The organism is Sporosarcina sp. P20a (assembly GCF_002743175.1).
In the GTDB taxonomy this organism is placed as follows: domain Bacteria; phylum Bacillota; class Bacilli; order Bacillales_A; family Planococcaceae; genus Sporosarcina.
The window spans coordinates 60,370-73,322 of record NZ_PDYT01000003.1 but is presented as its reverse complement, the minus strand read 5'-3'; the positions used below and the strand labels follow the sequence as shown (position 1 = coordinate 73,322).

14 protein-coding genes and 2 riboswitches are annotated in these 12,953 nt (G+C 42.3%); of the genes, 11 read left to right on the top strand and 3 right to left on the bottom strand.

Annotated elements, in window-relative coordinates; genetic code table 11:
• Positions 1-100 precede the first annotated feature (100 nt).
• Positions 101-1,021: a LysR family transcriptional regulator gene (locus CSV72_RS05935; protein WP_099677573.1), complete on the top strand. Its 921-nt coding sequence runs from the start codon at positions 101-103 to the stop codon at positions 1,019-1,021.
• Positions 1,014-1,901 (top strand): DMT family transporter, encoded by an 888-nt coding sequence (locus CSV72_RS05930; protein ID WP_099677572.1) that lies wholly within the window; start codon positions 1,014-1,016, stop codon positions 1,899-1,901. Before CSV72_RS05935 ends, CSV72_RS05930 begins: the two co-directional genes overlap by 8 nt.
• On the opposite strand, the gene CSV72_RS05925 is transcribed toward CSV72_RS05930, so the two are convergent.
• Together CSV72_RS05925 and CSV72_RS05920 are read right to left on the bottom strand one after the other, a co-directional pair.
• Complete coding sequence (locus tag CSV72_RS05925; protein WP_158232163.1) at positions 1,884-2,540, bottom strand: substrate-binding domain-containing protein; 657 nt, start codon at positions 2,538-2,540, stop codon at positions 1,884-1,886. The two genes, CSV72_RS05930 and CSV72_RS05925, sit on opposite strands and share 18 nt — an antisense overlap.
• A 107-nt stretch (positions 2,541-2,647) precedes the next feature.
• Positions 2,648-2,869, bottom strand: coding sequence for a DUF2187 family protein (locus tag CSV72_RS05920; protein ID WP_099631988.1), 222 nt, complete (start codon positions 2,867-2,869; stop codon positions 2,648-2,650).
• 287 nt (positions 2,870-3,156) lie between these two features.
• Between CSV72_RS05920 and CSV72_RS05915 the strand changes: the two genes are divergently transcribed.
• From CSV72_RS05915 to CSV72_RS05885, 7 genes are all read left to right on the top strand, one after another.
• Positions 3,157-3,420, top strand: a complete 264-nt coding sequence (locus CSV72_RS05915) for a metal-sensitive transcriptional regulator (RefSeq protein ID WP_099677570.1) — start codon at positions 3,157-3,159, stop codon at positions 3,418-3,420.
• A 90-nt stretch (positions 3,421-3,510) separates the two neighbouring features.
• The gene (locus CSV72_RS05910; protein WP_099634248.1) at positions 3,511-3,990 is read left to right on the top strand and encodes a DsrE/DsrF/DrsH-like family protein; all 480 of its coding nucleotides are present in this window, start codon (positions 3,511-3,513) and stop codon (positions 3,988-3,990) included.
• A gap of 45 nt (positions 3,991-4,035) precedes the next feature.
• Entirely contained in the window at positions 4,036-4,614 is a 579-nt protein-coding gene (locus CSV72_RS05905) for a sulfurtransferase TusA family protein (RefSeq protein ID WP_099677569.1), read from the top strand.
• Positions 4,611-5,732 (top strand): MBL fold metallo-hydrolase, encoded by a 1,122-nt coding sequence (locus tag CSV72_RS05900; RefSeq protein WP_099677568.1) that lies wholly within the window; start codon positions 4,611-4,613, stop codon positions 5,730-5,732. Before CSV72_RS05905 ends, CSV72_RS05900 begins: the two co-directional genes overlap by 4 nt.
• A gap of 68 nt (positions 5,733-5,800) precedes the next feature.
• Positions 5,801-6,028 (top strand): sulfurtransferase TusA family protein, encoded by a 228-nt coding sequence (locus CSV72_RS05895; protein ID WP_099677567.1) that lies wholly within the window; start codon positions 5,801-5,803, stop codon positions 6,026-6,028.
• A gap of 57 nt (positions 6,029-6,085) precedes the next feature.
• Complete coding sequence (locus tag CSV72_RS05890) at positions 6,086-6,862, top strand: sulfite exporter TauE/SafE family protein (protein ID WP_099677566.1); 777 nt, start codon at positions 6,086-6,088, stop codon at positions 6,860-6,862.
• A 227-nt stretch (positions 6,863-7,089) separates the two neighbouring features.
• A riboswitch (SAM riboswitch) is annotated at positions 7,090-7,193 on the top strand.
• A gap of 159 nt (positions 7,194-7,352) precedes the next feature.
• Positions 7,353-8,633, top strand: a complete 1,281-nt coding sequence (locus CSV72_RS05885; protein ID WP_099677565.1) for an O-acetylhomoserine aminocarboxypropyltransferase/cysteine synthase family protein — start codon at positions 7,353-7,355, stop codon at positions 8,631-8,633.
• 40 nt (positions 8,634-8,673) lie between these two features.
• On the opposite strand, the gene CSV72_RS05880 is transcribed toward CSV72_RS05885, so the two are convergent.
• On the bottom strand, positions 8,674-10,164 hold the full coding sequence (locus tag CSV72_RS05880) for a glycine betaine uptake BCCT transporter (RefSeq protein ID WP_099677564.1): 1,491 nt from the start codon (positions 10,162-10,164) through the stop codon (positions 8,674-8,676).
• A gap of 368 nt (positions 10,165-10,532) precedes the next feature.
• On the opposite strand from CSV72_RS05880, the gene CSV72_RS16860 reads away from it, so the two are divergent.
• Together CSV72_RS16860 and CSV72_RS05870 are read left to right on the top strand one after the other, a co-directional pair.
• Positions 10,533-10,709 (top strand): hypothetical protein, encoded by a 177-nt coding sequence (locus tag CSV72_RS16860; protein ID WP_099625366.1) that lies wholly within the window; start codon positions 10,533-10,535, stop codon positions 10,707-10,709.
• A gap of 140 nt (positions 10,710-10,849) precedes the next feature.
• Positions 10,850-11,033: riboswitch (cobalamin riboswitch) on the top strand.
• A gap of 143 nt (positions 11,034-11,176) precedes the next feature.
• A complete protein-coding gene (locus CSV72_RS05870; RefSeq protein ID WP_099677563.1) occupies positions 11,177-12,877 on the top strand; it encodes an S-layer homology domain-containing protein in 1,701 nt (566 codons plus the stop codon).
• Positions 12,878-12,953: the final 76 nt, after the last annotated feature.

The window sequence follows — 12,953 nt, the reverse complement described above, 5'->3', positions numbered from 1 at the left end:
TTCCAACGTGATATTCTTACTATACTGGTTTGTACTTATTAATTCTAATACATGTTTTTCATATATTCATGCATGCAGGCTATAAGTGGAGGTGAGATGAATGGAATTCAAGCAATTGCAGTATTTTGTCATGGTGGTGCAGCAATCCAGCTTTTCTGAAGCAGCTAAAAAACTTCATCTTTCGCAGCCTTCGCTCAGCAAAGCGATCAAGAACTTGGAGGTAGAAGTCGGATTTCAGTTACTCGAACGAACGACGAAACGTGTCCAACTAACGGAATCGGGTAGCGTAATTTATGAGCGTGCATTGCAAATTCTTCATGAGGCAGATATTTTACAACAAGAGATTAAAGAAGTGAAGTGGACAGGCAGTGGAAGTGTGCAGATCGGTATGATTGAATCCGTGAAGAATTGGCTTCCTTCTATATTACTTGCATATCGTCAGGAGTTTCCATCGATGCATGTGAAGTTAATAGAAGTATTAGGCCGTGGGGATGTTGAGCGAGCGCTCCGTCAGTACGCTGTCCATGTCTGTTTAACCAATCAATTTATAGCAGCTTCGGATATTGTCTCGATACCTTTGTATCAAGAGCAATTAGCAGTTGTCATGCATCCTGAACATCGTCTGGCGGGCAAGAATTCCATTACGCTAGCCGACTTAGAAGATGAGGCATTCATTGTCACGAGTGTTGGGTTGCAAACGAGACAGGATATTTTTGCTGCGTTTGCCGAGGAAGGAGTGCGAATGAATATATGTTACGAAGTAGAGCGTTTTGAAACAATTGTAGAACTTGTGCGGGAGAATATTGGGATTTCGATTATTCCACAAAAGTATTTTGCGCACGGGCCTGACCCAACCATTGTCATTAAAACAACGGATTCAAAGACGTTGACCCGAACTGTGTATCTAACTTATTTGGAAAAGCGTTATATGCCACCAGCTATTGAAGTGTTGATCGATAGTATGCAAATGCGGCGTGACCTCTCTGTGGAGTCGAAAGAGGGAGGCGAACTGGATGAATAAATTTTCATTCGGCATTTTAGTTGTCGTTACGACCGCTTTAATGGGCTCGTCATTCGCTATTGGGAAAATTGGATTGGAATACTCTTCACCGTTATTGCTAGTGGCAATGCGGTTTTCGATTGCAGGCGTTATCATGGCAGTGGTGGTAAAGATATTAAAAAAGCCACATCCGAAAACGTTTGGAGAGTGGAAGTGGCTTGTGCTGATTGGTTCATTGCAGACAGCTGCGGTCATGGGATGTATATTTATGGCGCTTCGTACGATCACGTCAGGCGAAACATCTATTTTAACGTTTACGAACCCGTTGCTTGTCGTTGTCATCGGGACGCTTGTATTGAAAATTCATTACGGCTGGCAACAATGGGTTGGCGTTATTTGTGGTTTGTTTGGGGTATTCATTACAATGGGCGGTCATTTAGACTTGAAGATTGGTACGGTGTTAGGATTTTTATCTGCAGTAGCGTGGGCTTGTGCGACGTTGCTCGTCAAAGTACATGGCCATCGTTTTGATACATGGGTGATGACTGCATATCAAATGCTATTTGGCGGATTGATCCTATTTATGGCGAGTTATGCAATTGAAGAACCGTTTTTCATAGCGAATCCATTGTCTTTGGCGATATTAGGGTGGCTTGCAATTGCCGCATCGATTATACAGTTTTCTATTTGGTTTTATTTATTGCAGACAGGAAATCCCGAGAGAACGAGTGCGTTTCTATTTTTGGCACCATTCTTCGGGACATTGTCAGGATGGATTCTGTTGGATGAGAAGTTATCCATGTCATTGATTTTAGGAGGCATGCTCATCAGTTTGGGAATATTCCTCGTGAACTGGCGTAGCAAACGAGAGCTTAGAAGAGGGCTAGTTGACTTGCCATAGACGGCAATAGGCTTTGAGTTCGCTGAGGAATGCTTGTACTTCATTGGTCTTAGAGCGGGTTCCTGTATAAAAAGCACGTTTGATTGGCGCAACTTTATAATCGAGTACGGTTAGATCGCCTTTTGCGAGCTCTTGTTTGCAACTGTGGCGCGACATAATAGCGATGCCTAGACCACTAAGAACGGCTTGTTTGATACTTTCCGGCGAGCTCATAATAGTAGGCTGTACTTGTACTCCATACTGTTTAAGCGATTGATCAATTAATAGACGACTAGGACTTTCCGTATCAGGTAAAATCCAATGTGTATTTTGCAAATCTAGGATGGACGAGCTTCTCTTACGTGCAAGTGGGTGTATAGCAGAAGAAAGAAGTACTAGTTCGTCTTGCATAAATGCTTCAGACGACGGTAGGTTGTCTAGTTCACTGCAACCAACGTCGACCTTATGACTTTTAAGTAATCGCACAATGTCAGAAGAAGGGGCAGTCGTTAGTTCGAGTCGCATGTCTGGATACTTCGCGTGTAGCCGAGTGAGTACGTCGGGTAAAATAGCTTGCGAAATTACTGGCGAAGCGCCAATACGTAAAGTCCCTTTTAGTGAGGTTGTTTGCGTTAAATCTATATTTGTATGATTAATCAAATCAATCATCTCCAATACACGTTTCTATAGTGAATGACCTGCGGCCGTTACTGGTTTTTATGTGAAAAAATAGCCTTGCATTAATCTGCAAGGCATCGAACGTACAATTATTGAACTGTGTAATTTTTGTGTGCAACGACAGTCATGTTGGAAGCTGCTCCAATATTTTCTGCGTCTTCTTCAGAAATCTTCACAATGACGGAGTTTTCGAGAATCTTGTGTATAGTTCCGGAAACTTCATGTTCATTACGGTTGAAAGATATGACTTCGTCTACATACCGTGATGCTACAAAATCAGAAACTGGACGATCTTTTCGTGGGAATGCCAATCGAATCAACTCCTTCAGTAGTATGGAATTTAGTCTGTCGTAATTTGTCATTAAAATCAGACGGAAAGTGCGTACAATAGCTTACTAGAACTAGTATAACACATTTCGGGAAATTATTCATCATACTAGAATTATGTCGAATGAGCAAGTTTTGCAAGGAAACAATTCTGGAAGTTGACTGGTCCTATTGTCAAAGATAGAATCGTACTGACGATATAAAAATCAATCGGTTGACATTATACCTCAGGGGGTATAATATAAAGCTAACAGTAAGGAGGTTGAGCGATATGGAATACGATGATAAAGTCAAAAATCGGTTAAAGCGTCTCGAGGGTCAAATCAAAGGTGTCTTGCGTATGATGGAAGAGGGCAAGGACTGTAAAGAAGTGATCACGCAATTATCAGCCAGTCGTTCTGCTATTGATCGTACAATTGGAGTAGTCGTGAGCTCGAATTTGATCGCTTGCATGGAAAATCTGGACGAGGCAGATGATCGTACGCATGAATCCATCATTAATGAAGCGGTAGATCTTCTAGTAAAGAGTCGATGAGCAACATCACTTGACTCTTTTTTTTATAACATATAATATACCCCTATGGGTATTTAACAAAGTAATTTTCAAATAGAAGGGGACGAGAACATGACGGAGCAAAAGAAAACAACGATTGTATTATTTAGTGGAGATTATGATAAGGCGATGGCGGCTTATATTATTGCGAACGGCGCAGCGGCGTATGATCATGAAGTAACGATTTTTCATACATTCTGGGGACTGAACGCATTGCGGAAAGACGAACCGATTAAAAGTAATAAAAGCTTCATTGAAAAGGCATTTGGGAAAATGATGCCACGTGGAGCAGACAAAATGGGGTTATCCCAAATGAACTTTGCAGGAATGGGTCCTAAGATGATCAAGCAAGTAATGAAAAAGCATAACGCGATGACATTACCACAACTGATCGATATGGCAATAGAGCAGGACGTGAGATTGATTGCCTGTACGATGACAATGGATTTGCTAGGACTTAATGAAGGAGAACTTCTACAAGAAGTCGAGTATGGCGGTGTAGCCGCTTACTTAGGAGAAGCGCAAGATGGTCAAGTGAACTTGTTTATTTAATTTTTTTGTGAAAATAGATACCCCAGGGTGTATAGGAGGAATACAATGATTCAGTCAGATAACGTGTTAGATGCAAAAGGCCTTGCTTGTCCGATGCCGATTGTGAAGACGAGAAAGATGATGAAAGAGATGGAAGATGGTCAAGTGCTCGAAGTCCAGTCGACAGATGCAGGTACTACTGCAGATTTACAGGCATGGGCGGAAAGTGTGGGGCATCAATACGTCGGTAATGTGAAAGAAGCCGATGTATGGAGCCACTTCGTACGAAAAGCAGGTCAGGAAGATCAGTCACAAAAAGAGTATCCAGTTACAGTCGACAATAGTCAGTTGATGGACCGGCTTCAAAATCCTGACGCTGTGTTACTAGATGTTCGTGAAGTAGCAGAATATGCATTCGCTCATATACCTGGAGCCCTATCTGTTCCTCTAGGCCAGTTGGATGAACGCATGCCGTATTTGAGTAAGGACAGCGAGATCTTTGTAGTATGTCGAACTGGTAATCGTAGTGACATGGCGTGTCGAAAACTAGTCGCAAATGGATTTGAGCGTGTCACGAATGTAATTCCTGGTATGTCGGAGTGGAATAGCGAGACGGAAAATTCAACGGGAGGTATGAATAAATGAGAACGATACAATCAAGTGAAGTAGCAAAACGCGTCATTGCGAAGGAATCATTATTCATTTTGGATGTGCGAAATGAAGGTGCATTTGAAGATTGGAAAATCGAAGGCGAGCAAGTGCGCCATTTGAATGTACCGTACTTTGATTTATTGGATGGCATTGAAGAAATTGAAGATCAATTGCCAAAAGATGAAGAAATCCTAGTTGTTTGTGCAAAAGAAGGTTCGTCCATCATGGTGGCGGAAATCCTGGAAGAAGCAGGCTTCCCAGTAGGTTACCTTTCAGGTGGAATGAAAGCTTGGAGCGAGTATCTTGAGCCAGTGAAAATTGCCGATTTGAAATCGGGTGGCGAGCTCTATCAATTCGTCCGTCTTGGTAAAGGATGTCTTTCCTACATGGTCTTGTCTGGTGGGGAAGCGGCAATCATTGATGCAACACGTATGACGGATGTGTACTTGGATTTTGCTACGCAGCGCGGTATCAAGATCACAAACGTACTTGATACGCACTTGCACGCTGATCATATTTCGGGTGGTCGTCAGATTGCAAAAGCCACGGGTGCAACGTATTGGCTGCCTCCGAAAGATGCAGAAGAGGCAGTATTTGAATATGCAGCGTTAGAAGGTGATACATTCATTCAGATAGGTGAAACCAAAATTGATATTCAAGCACTTTATTCGCCAGGACACACAATTGGTTCGACTTCATTTATCGTCGATGACAGCTATTTGATGACAGGCGATATTCTGTTCATTGATTCGATCGGACGTCCAGATTTAGCTGGTTTAGCGGAAGATTGGGTAGGTGATTTACGTGAGTCTTTGTATAGTCGCTATAAAAAATTATCTGAGGACTTAATAGTCTTACCTGCACACTTCATGATTATAGATGAGTTGAATGAAGATGGTAGCGTGGCGGAGAAGCTTAGCGTATTGTATGAAAAAAATCATGGCTTGAATATTCAGGATGAAAAAGAGTTTAGAGAATTAGTCACGGGTAACTTGCCTCCGCAGCCTAATGCGTATCAAGAAATTCGTCAGATGAATATGGGGAAAATTGAGCCTGATGAAGAAACGCAACGCGAGATGGAGATTGGACCAAATCGCTGTGCAGTTCGGTAAGTATGTAGTTTAATTTATAGTGAAAACAAAACAAAAAATAAAAAACATATTAAAAGGAGAAGATATATATGAGTACAACAACATTTTTAGACGCAAAAGGCCTGGCATGTCCAATGCCGATCGTACGTGCAAAGAAAGCAATGAAGGATTTGCAAGTAGGAGATATTCTTGAAATTCATACGACAGACAAAGGATCAGTATCCGATCTTACTGCATGGGCAGCTTCAGGCAATCATGAAATCAAAGATCAGCAACAAGAGTCCGATGTCTTTAAATTCTGGATCCAAAAAGGGTAAACTACGGATAGAGGGAATTGCTGTCTCCCTCTTTCATCAGGAAGAAGGGAGAACATCATGACCATTCCATTTATTATCACGATCTTCCTCATTGGATTCGTCGGCTCGTTCCTTTCCGGTATGATGGGAATTGGCGGCGCAATTGTTAAATATCCAATGTTGCTATTTATTCCTGCGCTACTGGGTTTTGCTGCATTTACACCACATGAAGTTTCTGGGATTACTGCAGTTGAAGTGTTCTTTGCATCACTTTCAGGAGTTTTAGCGTATAGAAAGAGTAATCTGATCTTGAAACCACTCGTTCTCTACATGGGAATCAGTGTATTAGTCGGTAGTGTGATCGGCGGTGCCGGTTCTAGTATGCTAACAGAAGCTACTGTCAACGTCGTCTATGGTTTTCTAGCTGTTATGGCGGCAATTATGATGTTTATTCCGAAAAAAGGTCTCGACGATCAGCCGGTTGATGAGATTACATTCAATCGCTTCGTTGCTTCTAGTGCAGCCTTTATCGTCGGCTTGGCAGCTGGGATTGTCGGAGCTGGTGGTGCATTCATTTTGGTACCGATTATGCTCGTGATACTAAAAATTCCTACACGCGTTACGATCGCTACATCACTCGCGATTACGTTATTGTCATCAGTGGGCTCAGCATCAGGCAAGCTCTTAACAGGGCAAGTACCCTATGGACCAGCTCTCGTCATGATCGCCGCAAGCATCATCGCAGCTCCGATCGGTGTAAAAGTTAGCCGCAAAGTAAATACTAAAGTATTACAAAGCATTTTAGCCGCGCTAATCATAGCCTCCGCCGTGAAAATATGGTGGGACATATTCTAAATAAGCACAATCGCCAGTACATCGTTCACTGAACATGTCTCTGGCGATTTTTCAAATGGAGTCGCAAGTAAGAAACTTCATTAAACTCACTACGGTGCTTTCTTCACTCTTACTGTCAATTCATCATATTGAAAGTAATGCTAATTTCTAAACATTCTATTAAATCCTTGCAATAGACTAGGAATAGCCGTATACTATTTTTCAACGATGGAAAACGAATAGACACACTCTTATCAAGAGCGGCGGAGGGATTAGGCCCTGTGATGCCCGGCAACCGGCGGAAGCAAAGGTGCTACTTCCTACAAACTTTCGGTAGTTTGGAAGATAAGGGGGAATGAGCGAAAGCAGAGCCCTCTTCTTATTATGGAAGATGGGCTTTTTCTATATAAAAAGAGCGAATCACACGCCTACGTTTTCCTTGTCTAGTCCCAGAGAAAAGATATTCGGGGAGTTTCGGTGTTCCATCAATACATGAAAAAGGGGAATGGTTATGACGAATTTACAGCCAGAAACGATACTATTACACGGAGGGCAAAAACCGGATCCGGAAACAGGCTCACGGGCTTTACCGATTCATCGTACGACTTCTTATGTATTCAGAGACACGGAACACGCACAAAACCTATTTGGCTTAAAAGAAGCAGGTAATATTTATACAAGAATTACGAACCCGACAGTAGCAGTTTTCGAAGAACGTGTCGCACAGCTAGAAGGCGGAACAGCGGCAGTCGCGTTGGCTTCGGGAATGGCGGCCATCGCATTCTCTATTATGAATATTGCTGAAGCGGGCGATGAAATTGTTGCAGCAAGTAATCTTTACGGTGGTACATACAATTTATTCGCCGTAACATTACCGCGCTTCGGCATCAAAGTAAAGTTTGTGGATGCTTCGGATCCTAAGAACTTTGAAGCGGCCATTACAGATAAAACGAAAGCTTTGTTTGCAGAAACAATCGGTAACCCGAGTTTGCAAGTGCTTGACGTGGAAGCTGTTGCGAACATTGCACACGAAAATGGAATCCCATTGCTAGTAGACAACACATTCCCGTCTCCATATGGATCAAACCCCATCGAGTATGGTGCAGACGTAGTGATCCACTCAGCAACGAAATGGATTGGCGGACACGGTACGACTATCGGTGGTGTAGCAGTAGATGCAGGGACATTCGATTGGACACAAGGTAGATTCCCTGGCTTTACAGAGCCGGATGAATCGTATAATGGCTTACGTTACGGAATCGACACGGCAGCAGCGGCTTTCGCAACGAAATTGCGCGTGCAATTGCTAAGAGACTTCGGCCCATGCTTGTCGCCGGACAGTGCGTTCAACTTGTTGCAAGGTTTAGAGACACTTCATTTACGCGTGCCTCGCCACAATGAAAACGCGCAAAAGGTTGCGGCCTTCCTGCAAGAACATCCAGCTGTCGAATGGGTAACCTATACAGGTCTAGAAGATCATCCAACGGCGGAATTGGCCAATAAACATTTGAAAAACGGGTATGGATCAATAATCGTATTCGGTATCAAAGGTGGACGCGATGCAGGAAGACAAGTCATCGACAATGTAGAAATCTGGTCTCATGTAGCGAACGTGGGAGATGCAAAATCATTAATCATTCATCCGGCTTCTACTACTCACCAGCAGTTGTCCGTAGAAGACTTGAAGAATTCAGGCGTTAGCGAGGAGTTAATCCGCTTGTCTGTAGGGTTAGAGTCAGTAGACGATATTATCGCAGATTTGAAACAAGCAATCGAAAAAGCCTCGAACTAATAAAAAAATGAACACTACGCATGTGCGCAGTGTTCATTTTTTATTTTCGTTTTACTTTTTTTCGCTCTTCTTTTAAAGATTTGAATAGCGAGACGACCATCATGATCAGTATGATGGAGAATGGTAAGGCTGCTATGATGATGACGTTTTGAAGTGCATCCAAACCACCAACATATAATAGAATAATCGCGATGGAAGACTGAATGACACCCCAGACAACTTTTAAGTTATTAGGTGGAGTCAATGAACCATATGAAGACTGCATGCCGAGTACAAATGTAGCTGAATCCGCTGATGTAATGAAGAATGATGTAATCAGCAAAATAGCGACAACTGAAATGACGAATGACCAAGGCAATCCACTGAACATCTCAAAAATCGTCAACTCTGTTGCAGTTGAGGCTAGATCGATAATGCCTGCCTTTTGTGTTTCAATAGCTGTCGTACCAAATGCTGAGAACCAAATGGCACTCAATAAAGTCGGTACTACAAGCACACCGATCATGAATTCACGAATTGTTCTACCTTTTGAAACACGGGCAATGAACATGCCGACAAATGGTGACCACGCTATCCACCAAGACCAGTAGAATAGTGTCCAGTCATTCAACCATGAACGATTTTCAGGTGTAAGTGGTGCTGTACGGAAACTCATACGAATGAGGTGCTCTAAATATCCACCGATAGAATCAGTGAACATATTGAAGATCAGCAAAGTTGGACCGAGTGCAATGATAAAGACCAACAGTGTAAGAGCTAATACCATATTTGTATTTGATAAAATACGAATGCCTTTTCCAAGACCGCTCCAAGCGGATATTAGGAATAATACAGTCACGACCCCAATAATAATAAATTGAGACCAGAAACCGATCGGTACACCGAATAAGTAATTCAAACCTGCGTTGATCTGGACTGCTCCAAATCCAAGTGATGTTGCGACGCCGAAGACAGTAGCGAAAACTGCAAAGACATCAATGACGGTTCCGAGTTTACCTTCTACACGATTACCGAAAATCGGACGAAGTGTAGCAGAAATCAATCCAGGCTGACCTTTGCGGAACTGGAAGTAAGCTAGTGCTAAAGCGGTCATACCGTATATGGCCCATGCGTGGAAGCCCCAATGGAAAAATGTTGAACGCATCGCTTCTTTATACGCTTCTTTCGTTTCAGTAGGTGCAGTAGCTGAACTTACTGCATAATGTGAAAGAGGTTCTGCAGCTCCATAGAACACGAGTCCAATTCCCATACCGGCGGAAAATAGCATCGCAAGCCAAGAGAACATAGAAAACTGCGGTCTATCACTGTCTTTCCCCAATCGAATCCTGCCGAGTGGACTGAATATCAAATAAACTGAGATGAAGAATAACATAGAAACTGTCAGTAAGTAATACCAGCCGAATGAATCAGAAATGAAGTTCCTTATAACGAGCGTGACAGCCTCAAAGTGATCGGGAGCAATTACACCATAACCGACAGCCAATACGACCGCTGCTAACGTAATATAAAATGTTGACGATACTTTTTTCATAGGTCCTCCTTTTGAATGTGGTTTGTGAAATGAGCTAAGTATATAATCGAAAAAGCACAATAAAATTGCACACATACACTTGACAATACCCATTTAGTCGCCCGTATAAACGCTAAATAAAAGGCGGTTTGTTGACAAAGTCATTACTAGTGAAAATAAAAAAGACGAGAAAAATTCCTTCTCGTCCAATATGTAAGTTGGTTCTGTAGTGCAATTCATTTACTTGCCCATAGTCATTAGCTTGTGCTTGTGCCAGTATACATGAAAGTTGAGGGTGATTTCCAGCTAGAAGAACAATTTCCTTTCATACATCAAGAACCATAGCCGTGTTATACTATAGAAACAAATGAAATGAGGAGGGGATTTTCGTGCAATATTCACAACCTAAGATGCTTCAGCTCGTAAAGCATAGCCCAGAGTTAAACAGGCGATTGAAAGAGATTATGAAAGAGCATGAGCTAGAGAAAAGCTTTGCACTGAAAGCACTTTATCATGCAGAAGTGAAAGACGGCGGAGTCTATCAGCGGGATTATCAGGAGCTGTAAGCATTCACTCACTTATATAGCACGTGATGAAATAAATAATATTCACGAAAAGACCGATGAGAGATTCTTTCATCGGTCTTTTATACTATTCTTTTGAAATAATAAAAAGTAGCAGGTGAGCATGTGATATACTAATGTAAAATTGAATAGAATATTTTGGTTCTTTACATTATTGTAAAGATGAAAAGGAAACAGGTGAGAATCCTGTACGGTCCGGCCACTGTAAATGGGAAATATCTTCAAAACACCACTGGTGAAATACTGGGAAGGTTGAAGATGTGATGATCCATAAGTCAGGAGACTTGCCAAAATACCATGCGTTACGCCTCCCAGGAAGAGGTATGCATAGTGTATTGGATGTAATAAGTCATTAACTGAAGTCCGCTTATACATAGTGCCCTTGTCTCTTTCTGGAGGCAAGGGCTTTTATACGTTCAATTACCAAACTAGGATAAGGGGGAAATCATTTGTTTAAGCGTTATGTATCTATCATTGCAAGTGTTTTACTAGCAGTAACGATGCTGTTACCTGCAACGAGTTCAGTTGCTTTAGCGAATTCGGATGTTCAACAAAGTAATATAAGCCCGCAAGCCGCTATTTCTACACCTTCTACCGATTCGAAGCGCGTGTCTGAAGCGATTGAGAAAGTTACAAAATATGTACTTAGTAAACCAGTATCTAGTGACTGGGTAGCCGTAGGATTAGCAAAAGCAGGAGTAGCGGTTCCAGCAAGCTATAATGAAGCGTTCAATCAACATATACAAAATCAAATTGTAGGGCAAGCCCGACTGAAAATAACGGATGCAGAACGTCTGACTATAGCCGCTGTAGCGATCGGTAAAGATCCTACGAATACGAATGGTGTCAATTTACTTGATAAAATTTATAACAGTATTGATGTAGCAAATACAGATACAATGATACGCCAAGGGACAAATGGTTTAATCTATGCATTAATTGCACTCGATACAAAAAATTATGAGATTCCGAAAAAAGCACGTTGGAATCGAGAGAAAATAGTGGCTGAGCTATTGAGCTATCAGCGCGAAGATGGTGCGTGGAGTTTGTCTACGAGTAGTACAGGAACAGCGAGCTATGATATGACTGCGATGGCGCTTATTGGTTTAGCTCCATACACTGATCAACCAGTTGTAAAGAAAGCTGTTGATCGAGCGGTCAATTATCTATCTGTCAATCAAGGTCCAACTGGTGGATTCGACGAAGCGTTCGTTGGCGGTATTTCAAGCGAAGCGACATCGCAAGTTATCATCGGTCTAACTGCTAATCAAATTGATCCACGTATACCGATGTTCACGAAGAATGGTATCAACTTAATTGACCACCTGTTGAGTTTCCAAACATCTGACGGTGGCTTCCAGCATACAGCAGGAGATAGCCGTTCGAACGCAATGGCAACGGAGCAAGCATTGCAAGCTTTAGTGGCATTTGATTTGTTCACGAAAGGCAAAGGTATATTGTACAACTTCACGGAAGTACCTGTCGTTCCGTCGCCAAAGCCAGATCCTGAACCAACACCGGATCCGAAGCCAGATCCTGAACCAACACCGGATCCGAAGCCAGATCCAAAACCAGATCCAAATCCAAAACCGAATCCAACTCCAACTCCAACTCCACAGTTTACGGATATTCAAACACACTGGGCAAAGGATTATATTAATCAAGCAGTGGAGCTAGGAATTGCGAGTGGCTATAAAGATCATACGTTCAAGCCGAATCAATCACTGACACGTGCGCAAGCTGTATCTATTTTAGTTCGTGCATTGGATTTGGAAACGGACAAGAAAGCGCCATTCCCTGATATACAAAAGTATGCTTCAAGTACACAAGCAGAAATTGCAGCTGCGTACCATCATGGTTTGGTTAAGGGAAGAGACGGCAAATTTATGCCCGCACAAGAAGTAACGCGTGCACAGATGGCGCTTATGTTATACCGTGCGTATGAAGTGAAGAATGGCGAAGTGTATAAGTTCGAAAAAATGGCGCCTTTCCGTGATATTCGTTCATACAATATGGAAGCTGTAAAAGCGATGAGCATGCTATATGATTTGAAGATGGCAAAAGGAGAGAATGGCAACTTTATGCCGAGTAACTCTACGTCTCGTGCACATGCTATGAAAATGTTAATAGAGTTTTTGAATACAAAATGATCACACAATCTTGCACCCGCGTGGTGCAAGATTGTCTGTCTTTAACGTGTAGTATTTTAAGGGAGTAGAGAGGGGA